General features: G+C 66.9%; 20 protein-coding genes and 1 pseudogene. 9 read left to right on the top strand and 12 right to left on the bottom strand.

Translation table 11 applies throughout. The annotated features are described in order from the left end of the window. Positions 1-122: 122 nt before the first annotated feature. Together ACWDZ7_RS29605 and ACWDZ7_RS29600 are read left to right on the top strand one after the other, a co-directional pair. On the top strand, positions 123-413 hold the full coding sequence (locus ACWDZ7_RS29605) for an STAS domain-containing protein (protein WP_451801336.1): 291 nt from the start codon (positions 123-125) through the stop codon (positions 411-413). Further along, positions 413-1,345, top strand: coding sequence for an anti-sigma factor RsbA family regulatory protein (locus ACWDZ7_RS29600; protein ID WP_451801149.1), 933 nt, complete (start codon positions 413-415; stop codon positions 1,343-1,345). The genes ACWDZ7_RS29605 and ACWDZ7_RS29600 overlap by 1 nt, the downstream gene beginning before the upstream one ends. A gap of 388 nt (positions 1,346-1,733) precedes the next feature. Here the strand turns inward: ACWDZ7_RS29600 and ACWDZ7_RS29595 are convergent, their stop codons facing one another. The 10 genes from ACWDZ7_RS29595 to ACWDZ7_RS29550 all read right to left on the bottom strand — a co-directional run bounded on the left by ACWDZ7_RS29595 (position 1,734) and on the right by ACWDZ7_RS29550 (position 9,299). After that, positions 1,734-1,919 (bottom strand): hypothetical protein, encoded by a 186-nt coding sequence (locus tag ACWDZ7_RS29595; RefSeq protein ID WP_451801147.1) that lies wholly within the window; start codon positions 1,917-1,919, stop codon positions 1,734-1,736. Positions 1,920-2,113: 194 nt separating this feature from the next. After that, positions 2,114-2,584 carry a S26 family signal peptidase gene (locus ACWDZ7_RS29590; protein ID WP_451801146.1) on the bottom strand — a complete coding sequence of 157 codons (471 nt, stop codon included), beginning with the start codon at positions 2,582-2,584 and terminating at the stop codon, positions 2,114-2,116. Beyond that, positions 2,581-4,353, bottom strand: coding sequence for an ABC transporter ATP-binding protein (locus ACWDZ7_RS29585; RefSeq protein ID WP_451801145.1), 1,773 nt, complete (start codon positions 4,351-4,353; stop codon positions 2,581-2,583). The genes ACWDZ7_RS29590 and ACWDZ7_RS29585 overlap by 4 nt, the downstream gene beginning before the upstream one ends. Before the next feature lie 149 nt (positions 4,354-4,502). Then, the gene (locus ACWDZ7_RS29580; protein WP_451801144.1) at positions 4,503-4,910 is read right to left on the bottom strand and encodes a hypothetical protein; all 408 of its coding nucleotides are present in this window, start codon (positions 4,908-4,910) and stop codon (positions 4,503-4,505) included. Between the two features lie 19 nt (positions 4,911-4,929). Beyond that, positions 4,930-5,706, bottom strand: a complete 777-nt coding sequence (locus tag ACWDZ7_RS29575; protein ID WP_451801334.1) for a MauE/DoxX family redox-associated membrane protein — start codon at positions 5,704-5,706, stop codon at positions 4,930-4,932. A gap of 50 nt (positions 5,707-5,756) precedes the next feature. Continuing rightward, positions 5,757-5,966, bottom strand: coding sequence for a hypothetical protein (locus ACWDZ7_RS29570; RefSeq protein ID WP_451801339.1), 210 nt, complete (start codon positions 5,964-5,966; stop codon positions 5,757-5,759). A gap of 163 nt (positions 5,967-6,129) precedes the next feature. Then, positions 6,130-6,924 carry a helix-turn-helix transcriptional regulator gene (locus ACWDZ7_RS29565; RefSeq protein ID WP_451801143.1) on the bottom strand — a complete coding sequence of 265 codons (795 nt, stop codon included), beginning with the start codon at positions 6,922-6,924 and terminating at the stop codon, positions 6,130-6,132. A gap of 964 nt (positions 6,925-7,888) precedes the next feature. Then, on the bottom strand, positions 7,889-8,533 hold the full coding sequence (locus tag ACWDZ7_RS29560; protein WP_451801142.1) for an SMI1/KNR4 family protein: 645 nt from the start codon (positions 8,531-8,533) through the stop codon (positions 7,889-7,891). Positions 8,534-8,637: 104 nt separating this feature from the next. After that, entirely contained in the window at positions 8,638-8,826 is a 189-nt protein-coding gene (locus ACWDZ7_RS29555) for an integrase core domain-containing protein (RefSeq protein ID WP_451801140.1), read from the bottom strand. 77 nt (positions 8,827-8,903) lie between these two features. Continuing rightward, positions 8,904-9,299 (bottom strand): IS3 family transposase, encoded by a 396-nt coding sequence (locus ACWDZ7_RS29550; RefSeq protein ID WP_451801138.1) that lies wholly within the window; start codon positions 9,297-9,299, stop codon positions 8,904-8,906. Positions 9,300-9,946: 647 nt separating this feature from the next. Between ACWDZ7_RS29550 and ACWDZ7_RS29545 the strand changes: the two genes are divergently transcribed. The 3 genes from ACWDZ7_RS29545 to ACWDZ7_RS29535 all read left to right on the top strand — a co-directional run bounded on the left by ACWDZ7_RS29545 (position 9,947) and on the right by ACWDZ7_RS29535 (position 11,324). Next, positions 9,947-10,261, top strand: coding sequence for a hypothetical protein (locus tag ACWDZ7_RS29545; RefSeq protein WP_451801137.1), 315 nt, complete (start codon positions 9,947-9,949; stop codon positions 10,259-10,261). Positions 10,262-10,301: 40 nt separating this feature from the next. Beyond that, positions 10,302-10,715, top strand: a complete 414-nt coding sequence (locus tag ACWDZ7_RS29540) for a hypothetical protein (RefSeq protein ID WP_451801136.1) — start codon at positions 10,302-10,304, stop codon at positions 10,713-10,715. A gap of 267 nt (positions 10,716-10,982) precedes the next feature. Then, positions 10,983-11,324 carry a hypothetical protein gene (locus ACWDZ7_RS29535; protein ID WP_451801135.1) on the top strand — a complete coding sequence of 114 codons (342 nt, stop codon included), beginning with the start codon at positions 10,983-10,985 and terminating at the stop codon, positions 11,322-11,324. 498 nt (positions 11,325-11,822) lie between these two features. On the opposite strand, the gene ACWDZ7_RS29530 is transcribed toward ACWDZ7_RS29535, so the two are convergent. After that, the gene (locus ACWDZ7_RS29530; RefSeq protein WP_451801333.1) at positions 11,823-12,407 is read right to left on the bottom strand and encodes a S1 RNA-binding domain-containing protein; all 585 of its coding nucleotides are present in this window, start codon (positions 12,405-12,407) and stop codon (positions 11,823-11,825) included. Positions 12,408-13,688: 1,281 nt separating this feature from the next. Between ACWDZ7_RS29530 and ACWDZ7_RS29525 the strand changes: the two genes are divergently transcribed. From ACWDZ7_RS29525 to ACWDZ7_RS29510, 4 genes and pseudogenes are all read left to right on the top strand, one after another. Beyond that, entirely contained in the window at positions 13,689-13,805 is a 117-nt protein-coding gene (locus ACWDZ7_RS29525; protein WP_451801331.1) for a DUF6233 domain-containing protein, read from the top strand. A gap of 23 nt (positions 13,806-13,828) precedes the next feature. Continuing rightward, positions 13,829-14,041 (top strand): hypothetical protein, encoded by a 213-nt coding sequence (locus ACWDZ7_RS29520; RefSeq protein ID WP_451801133.1) that lies wholly within the window; start codon positions 13,829-13,831, stop codon positions 14,039-14,041. A 202-nt stretch (positions 14,042-14,243) separates the two neighbouring features. After that, positions 14,244-14,657, top strand: a pseudogene (locus ACWDZ7_RS29515) (transposase); the annotation flags it as partial. A 126-nt stretch (positions 14,658-14,783) separates the two neighbouring features. Further along, positions 14,784-15,146 (top strand): hypothetical protein, encoded by a 363-nt coding sequence (locus tag ACWDZ7_RS29510; RefSeq protein ID WP_451801132.1) that lies wholly within the window; start codon positions 14,784-14,786, stop codon positions 15,144-15,146. Positions 15,147-15,236: 90 nt separating this feature from the next. Here the strand turns inward: ACWDZ7_RS29510 and ACWDZ7_RS29505 are convergent, their stop codons facing one another. After that, entirely contained in the window at positions 15,237-15,704 is a 468-nt protein-coding gene (locus tag ACWDZ7_RS29505; RefSeq protein WP_451801130.1) for a hypothetical protein, read from the bottom strand. Positions 15,705-15,840: the final 136 nt, after the last annotated feature.

Genomic DNA, 15,840 nt, shown 5'->3' with positions numbered 1-15,840 from the left:
CTTTTCCTCTGGCCGTGCCAGGACGGTCGGCAGACGGCTTGATGTGAAGGAGTTGGAGCGTGGATGCCCCATATGTGGTGGGTGGGCCCGCCCCGGCGAAGCCCGGGAGGGCCGTGTTGGAGGTGAGCCCGTTGCACGGTCGTTCCGGGATACGAGCCCGCGGTGAGATCAGCGCCCTCACTCGCCCGTCTTGGGAGCAGGCCCTGTCCGAGCTGGCCCGGCGGCACGCGGGCGTGTCGTACGTGGAGCTGTCGGATGTGGCGTTCGTCGACGTGGCCGGGGTGACCGCGCTGGCGGTAACCGCCATGGAGCTGCCCGGCGGGAGGGTTGTGGTCGAGAATCCCCCGCCGCAGCTGCCGCGGGTTTTGGAGATGTTCTGGCCGGGTCTGGACCGGATCGAGGTGGCTCTGTGATGAGCACGGTGACCACCCACGAGGCGTTCATCCACCCTGCCCTTTTCTACCGCACCGAGCAGGAGTACACGCGGCAGACGGTGGCCTTCCTGCGCGAGGGCCTGACCAACGGCGAGCCGATGGCCGTGGCGGTGCCCGGCCCCAATCTGGAGCTGGTCAAGGCAGGTCTGGGCGGGGACGCCGAGGGCATCCTGTTCCTGGACATGACCGAGGCCGGCCGCAACCCGGGGCGGATCATCCCCAAGGTGTTGCGCGGATTCGCCGACGCCCACCCGAAGGGGCGTGTGCGGATCATCGGCGAGCCGATCTGGGCCGAGCGTAGCGCGGTGGAGTACCCGGCGTGCGCGCAGCACGAGGCGCTGATCAACGCCGCGTTCGAGGGCCGGGCGGTGACGATCCTGTGCCCCTACGACGAGGTGCGGCTGGACCCGGAGGTGATCGCTGATGCGAAGGTCACTCACCCGACCGTCATCAGCGGGGATGGACGTGAGTCGGTCAGCGACGTCTATGACTGGCAGGCGGTCGTCGATCGGTACAACCAGGCGCTTGCGCCTGCACCGGACGCCGCGGCCTTCTCCTACGGTGGTGAGGACCTGCCGGCGGTCCGCCAGTTCGCTCTCGCTCAGGCGATGCGGCTGGGCCTGGCCGGGGAGCGGCTGATGGATGTGGAGCTGGCGGTCGCGGAGCTGACGACCAACAGCGTGGTCCACGGCGGAGGCCGCGGGACACTCGCGGTCTGGGCCGAGCAGGGGCAGCTGGTGTGTGAGGTCCGCGATGCGGGCCGGCTGGCCGATCCGCTGGCCGGCCGCCGCCCGCCGGAGCGCGACCAGCTGGGCGGCCGGGGCCTGATGCTGGTCCACGACGTGGCCGACCTGGTGCGCGTGCACACCGGCGACGACGGCACGACCGTGCGCTTCTACCTCAGCGTGTGACAGTGCTCGGGCGGCCACCTGTCCGGGTGGCCGTCCGCCCCGCTTGTCTCGCGGACCTTGTATTCCTGCCGGCCCCGCACCGAGGGCCGGTAGGCGTCTCCAGCCTTTTGAAGACCATCCGCTAAAAAACATCCCGACCGACGCCCACGTCAACCACTCGCGCACGATGTCGGCCTCGGTAGTGGACGGGCACAGCGCCCACGGCGCAGACAGTCGGCGGGCGGCGAACACGGACTCCAGCGGAGGCCGCCACTTCGGCGGCGCGCCTGGAGCACATCCGTCCCACTTCGGCTCCCAGGCCCTACGAGTCGACCTTGCCGTTGGTGTTGAGCGGCAGCTCGGCGAGCTGGGCGAACCGAACAGTCACGTTAGTTCAGTTGACGTGCGGCTACTGGTCTAGCGGGATGCCCTGACCCTTTTGGGCCCGCCGAGCGGCCCGCACGTGGGAGGAGTCGATCACCGCCCGCGACCGGTCGAGGTGGGTCTTCGACCGCAGCTTTTCCGGCAGGACGACGTGGAACCGGACCCAGACGTCGGCCTCGTTCCAGGCGGCCAGGCGCCGCCAGCAGGTCATACCCGAGCTGAAGCCAAGCTCCTGGGGGAGGTACACCCATTGGATGCCGGGTGCAGGACGAACAAGATCCCACACGACGCTTGCCGGGGGCCGGTACCCGCGGTCTGCCCTCGACCTGCTTCGGGGCAGGCGCGGGCAGCGTTGTAAGAGCATGTGATTGTGCTGGGTGTCGTGGAGGCCGACGACGACTCCGGCTATGGGGGGCGATGACAAACGCACGGAAGATGAGGGCGTTTGACCACACCGAGTATCCGCTCAAGGGGGAAAAAGCCGAATTCCCTCGAATCGAAGCTCGCCGTGTGATTGTCACCGAGCAGTACGGTCATTCCTTCCGGCACCTGTTCATCAACCACATGGGCGAACGCCGGGACCAGGCTGCTCGAAACCATGTCGCCGGGAAGGGCCGCGACGCGCTTGATCATCCAGCGGCGCGCTGTCACCAGGGGCGCAGGGGCCTTCGCTGCGAGCGGCCGCTCACGCCAGCCTCGTACCCCGAAAGGGGATTCGGCGACCACCACTTGGCCGACCTCCGGCTTCGTGCCCCGTATCGCCAGCACCCGATCACCGTCCCGATAGGCCGGTTCCATACTCGGCCCTTCGACGGTGACAGCCACGAGCCGACGGGCGAGCGCGGCGACGATGACTGCCGTGCGGTCCGCGATCAACCTGCCACCGCCGCTCGCACCGGATCCGCCGGACCTGACGGGCTCGGCGCATCGAGGTACCCGTCGGCCTGCAGGGCGAACAGGCGCGCGTACTCGCCCCCGCACCGCATCAGTTCCGCATGGCTGCCGTCTTCCAGCACACGCCCATCGCTCAGGACCGCGATGCGGTCTGCGTCGCGCACGGCATTGAGCCGGTGTGAGATCAACAGACTGGTGGCACCGGCTCGGTGTCGGCCGATCGACAGATGGATCTCATGCTCCGACGCGGCGTCCAGCCCCGCGGACGGTTCGTCGAGGATCATCAGGTCACGCCCCTCCCGGATGAAGGCGCGCGCCAGGGCCACCCGCTGGTGCTGCCCACCCGACAGGAGTGTCCCCCCATCACTTTCCGCCGCAAAACTGTCTCGCTGGAAGGAACGGGAGAGCATCGTGTCGTACCCCTGAGGCAGCGATGCGAGCTTCTCGTGCATCCCTGCCTTGCCTGCCGCGGCCTGGATACGATCCCGCCGGTCCGCCAGCCGCAGGTCGCCAAGGCCGATGTTTTCGGCCGCGGTCATGTCGTAGTGCTGGAAGTCCTGGAACAGGGTGCTGATGCGTTCGCGCAGTGCCGCGGGCTCAACTTCGCGCAGATCGACGCCGTCCCACAGGATGCTGCCGCGCGTGGGGTCGTAGAAACGGCACAGGAGTTTCACCAGAGTCGACTTGCCCGCACCGTTCAGACCCACGAGAGCCAGCGCCTGTCCGCAGGGGATGAACAGGTTCAGGTCGCGCAGCACCCACTCTTGGTCGGCGGCGTAGCGGAACCAGACATCCCGCAGCTCGATGCCATGTCGCAACGGCGGCAGGGGGACCGGCTCGGAGGCCAGCGGAAGGTCCGGTTCGGCCTCGACGACGGCAAGGTAATGGTCGAACATGAGCAGCGCCCGCTGTGAGGCCGCGAGCTGGATCAGGAGGCTCCCGAGCGAGTTCTGCATGCCGTCGACCGCCGCCACGAACATCGTCACGCCGCCCACGGTGAGCGCGCCATCGTGGGCCGCGACCACCGCCCACACCAGGCCGGCCCCGGAGACCAGTGAGGACAACAGCTCCAGAACGCTCTGCACTTTGGTCTGGCGGGCGTCCACGGACTGGGTGACCGCGTTGGCCGCCCGGCGCTCGGTCAGCAGGCGCAGTCGCAAGAAGTCGCCGATCCCGAACAGCCGGATCTCCTTCGCCGCAGTCGGTGAGGCGATCAGGCTCGAGTAGAAATCCTCCCTGCGCTCGATCCTGCCGATTTCGAACACGGCACGGGCCTGCTGCCGTGACAGGGCGAGCTGAGCCACGAGCGACGGCACACCCGTGACCAGGACGATCATGGCCATCATCGGGTTGAGCGCCACGAGCGACACCATGAACCCCGCCACGGTCAGTACGGACTTGCCTGCCGTCAGCGCCCCGTCGGCGAGCTGGCCCGCGACCGTCTTGCCCACGTCCTGGGCCACCCGCAGACGATCGAGGAACGCCGGCTCTTCCAGACGTCCAAGGCCCGGCTGCCGGCCCACGGCGGTGAAGAGCCGATCCTGCGTCAGCAACCCCACCTTCCGGTCGACCACCCCTCGCAGGTAGCGGGCGCCCAGTGGACCGAGGCCCACCAGGACCGCCGCCAGGACGTAGCCCAGCGCGGGGACGAGTAACGTACTCAGCTCCGCACCGCGCGTGAGACCGTCGATCAAAAGTTTGGTCATCCACGCGACCAGTACCGGTACCAGCCCCGACGTCAGCGTGATCAAGGCGTACCCGGTCGAGGCCCACGGGGCGGCGGCAGCGCACAAGGCTATGGCAGCGAAGATCCGTCGACGTGCCAGACGTGTGCCTCCCTTCCCGGGGCAGCCCCGCGGTCTCTTCCCGGAACCGCCGCGCAGAGGTAGGCGGCGCGTGCTCACCGGGCCACCACCGGCACGTCGAGGTCGATCTCCTCAGCGGTGACGATGGGGCGTCCATGCTCAGGGCTGGGCGAGACGACGAGCACCACGGGAAATGCCTTGAGCGCGAACGCTGAACTCACCGCGTCCTCATTGCTGGATTCATGCACCACGCGGGCCACCGGACGCAGTCGCACGAGCATCTCGGCTGCTGCCTCGGGCTCGCCCACGACGGTGGCCAGTACCTTGTCCGGGCCGCCAGGGAACGAGGCGGCGAAGTCAACGAACTTCAGCAGCTTCTCCTGGCAGGGTCGGCAGGTCGGAGAGAAGAAGGCCACCAGGGTGTCGCCGTGCCGCAAGCTCTCGTCGTCCACGGGCCCGGCGTTTTCCGTGAGAGCGGAGAACTGCCCGATCTCGTCGCCCATGCCGACCGAGACCGCCGGGCTAGACCTGCCGCTGCGGTTGAGGATCTCGGCTTGGTCCCGCAGGCGTTTGATCACGCCGACGCTCAGCACGAGATTCAGGACGCACAAGGCTCCGACGAAAACGAGGGCGGCTATCACGAGAGGCATGACGTTTCTCCTCTTGGAGGTCGGCGAACGTGACGGAGGACGAGGCAGTGGTCCATGCACCCGGACGGAACAAGTCCACGATGTCGTCGAGAGCGATGACGAGCACCCCGCACGTCAACCCGATCACGATCGTCAGGACCACTCCAGCAGGGGTGCCGCCGGAGGCGGGACCGAGCAGTGCCGCGCTGCCGGTGGGGACGGCCAGCGCCACGTTGCGCAGGGCGTGCCGGCCGCTGACCGGGGCGGTGGAACGTCCGAAGCAGCGGCAAGCCGTGTCTGTTCCCCGCCGCACGGCGAGCGCGATGCCGAGGGCGAAGGCGAGCAGCAGGCCCGTCGAGAGCCAGGCTCCGTACCGAAACGTCCCGGGTACGGGCAGAGCCAGCAGCCCACACACCCCGAATTCCAAAACCACCACGGCTGGAGCGAGCAGCCGGCGCCCTCCGGGAACCGGGGCCAGCAGCTCGACAGCGGCGGCGAACTCGTCGAAGGCCCGGCGTCCGGAGACCTTGCTCACCGCGGACACCAGGAAGAGCAGACCGATGACGCTTCTGATCCATATCGAGAGGTAGTGCTCCACCTCGGCCTCCGGCTTGATTGTTCGTACTCGGTCGCGCGGCTGCGACGGAGCGGGGGCCGATGGCCCTCGCATCCTTGAGCTGCGAAGGGCCCGGCGCTGCGCCCCGGGCCCCGAGAACATGATCAGCAGTAACACTTCAGGTAGCCGCCGGCGGTGCCACAGCAAGGAGCGTTGTAGCTGCACCATTCGTTCACGTTGCCGTACCCGTAGGCCCTGTTGCACTGCCAGCACGCGTTCCAGCACTGCTGCGGCGACACCTGGGCCGAGGCGGAAATCTTGGGCACGAAGCGCTCGAGCAGCGCCTGCCCGACGGATTCCAGTTTCCGGATCATGGTCACTCTCCTCTCGTCGTGAATCGTCCGACCTGCGTCGGCCGATGCACCGTCCCATTTGGTCGCCTGGCCCGTATTGGAGGAAAGCGGCATTGGATTTTTGCGACATGCGTTGATTGCGATATTCCTCCAACGCACTACTGTCCGGCTCGCAAGCTGAAATTCAGCCTTCTTGCAGAATGCTGGTAATCCGGCCGGCGGCCCGATCGGTGCCATGTCCCGAACACTCGCGTTCGGCGAGGAAACGCAAGGGCGAGCGGCCCGTCATCGCAGTGAACTCCCGCGTCAGATGGGCTTGGTCGTAGAACCCGCAGCAGGACGCCACCTCACCGAGTCTGCGGCCGGTCTCGAGCAGCGAGGCGGCGTGCTGCAGGCGAAGTACCCGGGACAGTCGTTTGGGGGTCACTCCGAGCTGCTCCCCGAATCCGCGCTCGAGTTGTCGACGGCTGCAACCCAGGTTGTCCGCCAGGGCGTGGATCTCCAGTTTGCCGTGCGACCTCTCCAGGTGTTGGAAGGCTGCGACCACTCGCTCCGAGGCGGTGCGGCCCGCTGTCCGGCTGCGCCAGAGGAATTTGTCGACCACGGCGAAGCGTGCGGGCCAGTGCGACGCCTGTGCCAGGCACTCCGCCAAGCGCTCGGCACGGACCCCGATGATGTCGGCGAGTTCTGTGCCCCCATCGGGCAGTTCATCCAAGGCCACACCGAATAGTTCGAATGCCGCCCACGGAGCGAGCATCACCTCGACGCCTTGTACCCCACCCGAGTGCTCACCCAGCACCGGGCGGGTATTCGGTGGGCTCAGCAGGGAAACGACCGAGCGGCACTGGCTCGCGGAACCCGCGGGTGAGATCCGCAGTGCCTGCCCGAACCCGAGGATCAGCGTCGCCAGTCCGCACGGGATCTCCAGACGCCGCCGCGCCAGCCCAGAAGCGAACCAGAACCCCCGGTAGCTGAGCACGCCTGGGTGCAGCGACGGATGCGGACTGGCGAAGGCCAGGTCCCATCTGCCCTCTGGACAGCGCATCGGGCGTGCGGGCGAGGAAGGAGCCATCGGCGGGCGGCGGGGGGAGTCGACGGCGGGGTGAGCCGTACTCCCGGTATTGGGGTGTGCGAAGAATGCGCCCATGCAAGCCTCCGGAAGTAAGTTCGAGAGAAGTGGGTTCGCGTTCCTTCGGGGACAGGTACCAGCAGCCCGGCCTGCTCGAATCCCTGTCGCGTTCGCCTGCGCCGCATCGTGGTGGCCGAGGCCATCGGTAAGGCTGCATCGCAGGTGCCCTGGGTGCCCGGGGGCCTGTCGTTGAAGGCCGCGCGCATCATGGGTAGCTGCCGGAAGCGGCCTGCCCTCACGCGCCGACGGTTGCCCATGCGGCCTCCCAGGTACTGGAGGGGCGTGCGCGCAACGTGCCGGCGGCCCCGTGAGCTGGACGCCAGCCATCCAAGCCGGGCGGAGGTGTGTGGGGCAGCCGGATGGGGAGCGGTGGCCGAAAAGCACGTCCATGTCGCGTCGACGCTCTGGGGATCTGGCACGTCAGGGCGCCGCACTCCAGAGGCGTTCACCGGAACCCGGCAGCATTCCGGCCAGGCCGGAATTCCGAAATGCATCCCCGGTCCACTCATGGGTGCCTGCCGTAGTCAGGGGCAACGCCGAACCGCACTCCCCTCACTTGGGGATGACGCGGATGTTGTCGTTGACATAGTCGTGCTGGGAGAAGTCCGCAGGACGTGCGGAGTGGCCGTGGCCTCGTTGGTCGAGGGTGCGATGATCCGCCAGAGGTCGTCCAAGTCACGATCCGGGCGGCTGAAGGTGCGGCTCTCGCCGAAGTGCCGGTGCAGGGCGAGCAGAGGGCGCCCCCGGGCCGCCGAAGTCAAGGGCCGCGTCGAGGCCTCTCAGGAGACAAGTGCGCACGCTCACCCCACACGCCTCACCCAGCCAACGGCTCCCATGCCGCTCGCTCGGCCGCATCCTGCGGCACCCCCCACACCAAGAACCCGTTCATCAGGCCGACTCGCGCCTCTGCTGCGAGCAACGGGACTTCGAGGACGTCAGCCATCTCCTCCACGTAGTCCGTCAGCGACTCGAACTGGATGCTGCGCTCCGCATACTCACACCAGTACCAGATCCTGCCGGTCTCAGCGTCCAAACACAGACCAGACAGAGCATCTGCGTCCATCGCGGCAAAGGGAATCCAGGAGGGACGCCACACCGTGACCTCCTCTGTGCCGCCCGTCCGCCGCTGCGCCTCTTCGTCATCCTGTCGCAGCAGCATCTGCAGCTCATACGTGCGGCGCACGGCATCGAACGGCATCAGCACACACCGCCCCGGCATAAATCCAGGCGTCGGATCCGGTCCCACACCCGCCCGCCGACTCCACAACGCCCTCAGCCCGACGGGCAGCCGCACGCCCAACGACTCCTGCAGTTCCTCGACCTCCGCCTCGGAAGCCCCAGGCAGCAGGCTCGCTAATGTCGCCGGGGCGTTCCGTTCAAGCCAGGACTCAATACGCTGCCAGGCGTCGTCTATCTGGCGCCACTCAATGTTCTGCTCGCGTGCCGTATGACCATCCATATCCAACACGCTACTGCCAGCTGTTCACGTGCTGACCACTGGACGCAAGGTTCGGCGGTGCTCCACTGTGCTCGCCGTGAACCGCTTCGGGGTTGGTGGAAACTCTATGCGTTGACTCCAGCCGCCGGTCGGGGCTGGTGTTGAGCGCAGTGGTTAGTCTCGTACTCGTGGGGTGGGACGTTTCCGATCGCGCTGTGGAGGCGCTGGTCGTCGAACCAGTCGACCCATTCCGCAGTGCCGGGCTCGACGTCGGCAAGGCCGTGCCAGGGCCTGCGGGGTTCGATCAGCTCCATTTTGTACGGGCCTGTCGACCGAGTCCGCGACCCGTCGCTCGTTCGGTCTGGATGCGGTGAAATCGCGCTGGAGCAGGTCAGCGGCCCAACTCGTGGCCGTCGTCCCGGACGGTGCAGCGGGCAACCGGTATGCCCTCCCGATGCAGGTGCTGCCAGAGTTTGCGGACCCCGTAGACGCTGAGGTTGTCCGTATGGGCGCCGCTGATCTGCGTTTTCAGTTCGGTGTCACGGACTGTCCGGGCGCTGGCGATCCGCTTCTTGGCGGCGTAGTAGGTGCTCGTCGCGATCTTCAGCCCTTGGCTGGTCAGGACTCGGCAGATCGGCTCGACTCCGACACCTGGCGGTGCGCGTCGATGAAGGGTACGAGCGCTTCGACGGCCGGTCGAGCTCGGCCTCCTCAGAGGTGACGCCGGGAGGCTGGCCGGAGTCGACCTGGGACTTACGGACCCACGTCCGCACGGTCTCCGCGGCACCGATGCCGAGCTTCGCGGCGACCGCCTTCATCGCGGCCCACTCGGTCGGGTAGTTGGGGGTGGATCTCCGCGACCATGCGCACTGCACGCGCACGAAGCTCGGCAGGGCAGGGGGACGGGCGTGCCGTGACTCGATCTCTATCTCTCAGGAAATCGAGCCGCCATCAGACCCGGAGCGGTTCAAACTCATCTCGCTCGGAAGAGAGGCACGAGCCGCGCAAGCATGGAGCGATGGGCACTCAGGCACAACATCCCGATCAGGACCCAAGGCGGAGCGAGCCAAAACTCGGCCCTTCGCTTGGCCGAACAAGCAGCCCGCACGCCGGCGATCCGGCGCAAGGCCCTCACCAGCCCCTACGCATGGCAGCGACTGGACGCTGCGTAGCAGCAGTTCACCACCCCACGCCCCACGCCCCACGAAGCCGCATGAGCCCGCGGCGACACGCCTGTGGCACTCATCAAGCAGATCCACTGCCTGAGAAAGACCTTGGACAGCACCTACTTGAGTGTGCTGAGCGCGGACACCCCATGGAACTGACACCCTTCGGCCATAAGGTCGCCACAGCCACCCACCCGGGAAACCCTCGCGGAGAACATGACACGACCAGGGATGACCTCATGAAACGCGAAGCCCTCACCATGGACCAGTGACCACATGGATGCGCTGCTACTGGGACGAGGAAGATGTTTGGTTCTACTTCGAGGTCGACGCCGATGGCTGGGTGACCCGGCAGGTCGAACTCCAAGGGCCTGAGCTGACATCGATCGCAGCCGCCTCCCTCGACGAATGGCAGCAGGCCCACGAAGCAGGCTGCCTCAATGAGTACGACAGCAGGTTCGGGATCACAGCCGAGCTGCCCGTCTCGGAATGGGAAGGCCACGTCCCCGAGCAAGTGACCTCCGAGGAGTTCGAGGAAGTCTGGGGTCCTGCCCGGCGGCAGATAGCATCCCGGACCCGCTGACCTCTCGGCCCTGCGGAGGTTTCTTGGCATCATCCTTGGCGTGACCCCGACTCTTCCCTGCACTGTCCGAGCCGTCGACACCGCTAAGCTCCTGGGCCTGGCACAGGAGGCCGCCATGCACGGCTTCAGCCAGCGGCTCCCGGTCGACTGGCTCCAAGATCACCTCGCCGCAGAGGCGACGCACTACCTGTTCCCTACGCTCGTGCAGCGGCTGAGGCACCGTCTCGAGGTGCCGCTGCAGTGGAGGTGCCAGCAACTGCTGACCGTCAGGACCGGCGAACAGATCTGGGGCCTGCTCGACGTCCTTCCCAACACTTTCGACAAGATCCCGGAGACCTTGGGTGCCGCGTCTAAGAAGGACGTCGTCAGCCGCATAGAGCATGCCCTGACCGTGCGCGAGTGGGCGGAGCGGACGGCTGCTGATATCGGTCCTGAACAAGTACCGCGGCCCTGAGGTGTGGGGCACCGAACCTGGGCCGAGACAGCGGGACCGCCGCACCCAGGAATACCCACGGGGCAGGCCAGTTCCTTGATCGTCGCTACCGGGCTGGCCCATCCCGGTAACTGGTTGTGTGGAAGCAGAGCCAACTCGCCCAGATCACGTTGCTGCGAGCATTCGGGAAGCGCGGATCCAGGGCTGGGATCCAACGCAGGCCGGTTCTCCATTCCAGCTCGATCGATCCGTGGGAATCATCCCCCAGCTATGAGACGAAGCGGAGAAGTGGGGCGTATCCCGGCCGAGCTGCCTCAGAGGCTTCATACCTGGTTCACCGTGCATGAGGAACGCTTGCGATCGGGCGGAATCACGGGTGGCATCCAGCGGTCGCCCGAGGACGGCCGAACCAAGGTCAGCACCTGGATGACGCTGGAAACGGATGACCACGTCGCCATGCTCATCGTCTGGAGCAGCGGTGAAGCGGAGCTTGAGTGCGGGGACGTGGCAACAAGTCGGGTTCGACGCCAGCATCGTGATCTCCGCACCTTCGAGGAGCTTCTCGACGCCATCGAGACCATTTGTGAGTGGATCCAGACGAAGGACGAAGCAGCTCCCGGATGGCCGTGACTGTTTGAGCGGGCCCCGGGCCAGGCGGCCCGGAGCGGCCCCAGCGGGAGGCGCATTGGGGCCACGCTCCCGATAGTTGCCGGGTTGGGGGCTCCGTGTCCTTGGCCAAGGAAGAGATCTATAGCCGGACCCGTCACGACTCGTGGCGGGAGGGATTGTCGATCAGGGCTCTGTCGAGGAAGTACGGGGTGCATCGGCGCCTGCCGCAGGAGGCGTTGGCATCACCGGTTCCAAGGCCACGGCGGCAGCCAGTACGCCGCTCGCCCCCCGCTGGGCCCGTTCAAGAAGACCATCGACGACTGCCTCCGGGGCCAACTCAAACCGTCACGGCCATCCCGGGTGCGTGGCCTGATCAACCGAGTTGGTCGTTCTCTCCGGTTTCGAACTGCGAGCCGATGTCGTTTCAGGTGAAGCGTCCCGCCCCCGGTCTCGCCTGCCAGCGGTCCAGCCGGGCGTCACTGTCAGAGCCTACTCCCGGAAGTTCGTCAGGACCCGGAGTCAGAGCTCCGAGGTGGCTTGCCGGTGCGAGAGTGTGATTCGGCGCCGGACCGGGTCGATGTCAATGATCTTGACCAGTAGGGCGTCACCGACCTGGAGGCTCAGCGGAGGTGTATCCGGGCTGCTGTCGGCCAGTTCGGAGCTGTGCACCAGTCCCTCCAAGCCGTTCACCACCTCTTCGATGCGTACGAACACGCCGAAGGGTACGAGTCTGGTGACACGACCGACGATCGTCTGGTTGATCTGCCCGATCAACAGCGGCATTGGATCTTCCCGCAGAGCCTTGAGGGACAGCGGTACGCGTTCGCGGATGGGGTCGACGTCCAGGATTTCGGCGTTGATCTCCTGACCGACGGAGACAATGTCGCTGGGGTGGTTGATGGGACGCCATGACAGCTCCGGGATATTGATCATCGCTTCGAAGCCGCCGATGTCTACGAAGGTGACCCCGAAGCTGGCGATCCGGGTCACCGTGCCGGTGACGATGTCGCCTCGGTGAAGGGTCTTGAGGAGGGCCCAGTTCCGGTCGCTCGGCGTCGGCTCGGTCCGCCAGCGGGCCCGTACTACTCCGTCGTTGTCAGGCATGACAGCGGTGAACAGAGGCGCACGTTCATCGGCGTACACGGACAGGAGCGTTGCAGCGTCGGCACCGGATACCCGGGCGGCCAGCCCCGGGAACTCGTCCTCGTCAGCGACAGCGCTCTGGATCCGGCCATCCTTCTCTTGCCAGACACATTCGACAAGGCCCTCGGTGGGGAGGGCACCGATGACTGCGTCGACGTCGGGGGACAGGTCCGGCCACACGGCCAACCGGGCGCGGGGAGCGAGCCCGGCGCGAACTGTGTCGATGGTGTCGCGGGTGAGTCGGTGCCACCGTGAGGCACCTTCGATGTACGTCTCTTCCAGGAGCCCGGCGCGGCATGCCGCGACTGCCCAGCGCAGACCGGCCCAGAATTCGTCGTCGCCGGGGCGCTGGACATCCGCGCCATCGGTCTCCATCTCGTATGGAGAGGAGTGCAGGCGTTCCGGGAACAGCCCCAGCGCGCGAGTTCGGGCCAGTGCCGCCTCGCAGGGCCGGATGCTTCCGATGTAGAGGTACTGGTCCCATCCCACATGGACCGCGAACGCGCCTTCCGCCTCCAGCCGGCACCAGGCGCCGTTGGCGCGCAACATGGCACGCACCAGTTCCAGCCCGATTTCCAGCGGTACTTCCGCCCCGTCGTGAAAACCGGTCGGGCCGGCAGGGAAGAGCCCGTCCAGCCCAAAGCCGTCTACCGGAGGCTCCGCACCGAAGTGCGCCAAGGACGGGATCTGAGGTTCACGTACGGCCAGGTGATCGACGCCCGTGTCCTCGGCGAAGGCCGCGACCGCCTGAAGACAAGACGTCTCGACTTCGCCGTGATCGCTGACGGTGTCCTCACTGCCGATGTAATGCCCGTGTTCGTCACGGTCGGCGGGGTCGTACTTGGTGACGCGGTAGACGTAGGGAAGTTGCACCTTCCCATCATCAAGCACACTCCTGCCGCCCCGCGAGGAAATGTCATGGGAGGTGAGACGGAGGCGTAGGGCAAGGTCGTCGCGCGAGCCCTCAGGGGCCGACCAGAGCCCATCGTTCCGACAACACATAGACCCGAACGCTTGAACGTTTTGCCGCCCGACCCTGCCGCGCCTGCGGACCCTGCCGACCCTGCGGACCCGGCACGCCATGTGGGCCGACCGGATCGACAAAGCGATGGCCGCCGCCGAGCAGCGCGAAGCCGAACGGATCCGCGGCGAGCAGGCACGTCCGCCGGCCCCGGGACCGGCTTCATTGAGCAGGGCCTCCCCGGGCGCGCCCCCGTGTACGTGCACGCCGGCGGCTGCCACATGGCGGGCGCGCGGTCGAAGGGTGTCGGCCGCGGGCAGGCGCTGCGCGCGCTCGCCGACCGCGTCGGTCCGTGCCCGCACTGTCGGCCCGACACCGCGCTGGGCATGCTGGACTGAACCGTCCGCCGCCCCCGAGGGGCATGGCACCAGTGCCGATAGTCGTCCATCCGCCCTCGCCTACGGGTGGTCGGCGCGTGGTCGCATGCGGGCAGATCTTCGGTACGGCGCACGCCGATCGCGACGTGATCGAGTTCCTGCGCCTGGCCGGTCTGCCGGATGCGGAGCAGCTGCTCGATGACTCGGCGTGGGTGACGTGGCGGGGCGGCTGGGTGCACCGCTACGAAGCGGCGTGACTCGCCTCTACGCGACGACGGCGACCAGCAGCGCAAGTCGTCCCAGTCACGATCCATTAATGCCCCCGGGCAGGAACCTACAGCGTTCGCTCATTCACAGGCACATACGTTCTCTGGAGGGTGGCCCTGACGTGAAGTTGGCCCTCAGCCCGTTTCCCACCCGGGCACGACCTGCGCCGCATCATGGACGCCATCCTCTCCACAGAGCATCAAGACCTCCGCCAACGTGCCCGCGGCCGGCCAGGGTATCGACGCGGGCACGGAAATCGCAGGCCGCAGGCGTCACCTCGGTGTCGACGGCCTTGGGCTGCTGCTGGCCATCTGGGTCGCCGCGGCCAGCGTCTCCGACAACGTCGGCGGCATGCACCTGCTCTCCCGGATCGCCGCCGCACGCCCTCACTTGACCAAGGCGTGGGCCGACACCGGCTACCCCACCAAAGCAATTGCCGCGGAGCCTGCCTCGGCATCGACGTCGAAGTCGTCCAACGCGAGCCCGGCACCGCAGGCTTCAAAGTGATCCCCCGACGTTGGGTGATCGAGCGGAACTTTCGGCTGGCTCATGCACCACCGCCGCCGCCTCACCGGCGAAGCCACCCCGAACCGGCGCGGAACCTGATCCCGGACCAGACACGAACCACAGAGCGAGACGCCCTGTTGTGATCACTCTGATCACTCTCTGCGTTGCCAGTGATCCTCGTCCTGTGCAGGGCAACTTTCCTGCTGCTCGGGCGGTCATGCACTCATGATCCTCTCGTCCGAAGATGCCGGTATCTGGGTTCTGCCTGTGGTGTTCTTGTTGGGGGTGGCCGCTATCTCGCCGATCGCCTGCGCGGTGCTTGCTGGGCGAGTCGTACTGCGTATCGCGCGGTCTGCGGCTGCGGGTAATGCATGGACTGCGTTCACCCCTGGCACATGGTTGCTCGCCGCAGGATCGGGTGTGCTCGGCGCAGGGTCCCAGTTCTCCGTCTCGCTGTTCGGCAGGCCGGGCGCATGGGTTGAGACCGTGAGCCTGGTCTGTGGCTGCTTCGCCCTGGCCGCCGTGGCGATGGCGGGACTCACGGCAGCCATCAACCGGCGTCTCAAGGACGGTGCAACCCGTACGTGAGGCGCCCCACAGCTGTCCGAGAGCACCCCTCTCGGATAATTGTCCTTCCTGAGGGCTGTCCCGTAAAAAAGCTTCGAGGCCCGCAGCGGGCTATCCCATGACGGCTCGGGCCGCGTCGAGAAAGGCCAGTCTGTTGTGCTCCAGGTAGTCCCGCACGCTCTCACCGTCGGGCAAGCCTTCCCACACGGTCCGGTTGAGGTCGAGGAAGTACTTGCGTGCCGCGTCGTGCACGGGCAGCGGAAACTGGATACGGATCAACCGTTCCGCGACCCAGAGTCTGTTCATGGCGTCCTGGGCCGTGAGGAACCATGGGGTCGTGTCGTCCCACTCGTGCGGCCGGCTGAAGGCCACGCGCTCCGCCTCGGCCGCGACCTCGACGAACCGCTCCAGCAGCGCAAGCCGCTCTGCGCGCCGGGCCTCCGACAACTCGGTCTGCTGCCGCCGCAGCTCCGTCCGCTCAGCCGACCGTTGCGTCGCAAACTGGATGAGGAAGGACAGCGCGCCACCAAGCGCAACGCCGCCCAACGATATGAGTGACACCCAGACTTGACTAGACATGGTGGCTATCGTTCCACTCAGTCGATCTTTAAGTGCCGCCTTTAACTGGCTCTAACAAAAGCTGTTGATCAAGTGACTATCGGCTTGGTGGCTCGTTGGTCAGGTCATGGCGAAGCGTCAGTCGCGGCCGTGGATC

It is taken from the genome of Streptomyces sp. NPDC003032, assembly GCF_053591415.1.
The sequence above is the reverse complement of the archived record's forward strand: the minus strand, read 5'-3'. Positions and strand labels throughout refer to the sequence as shown.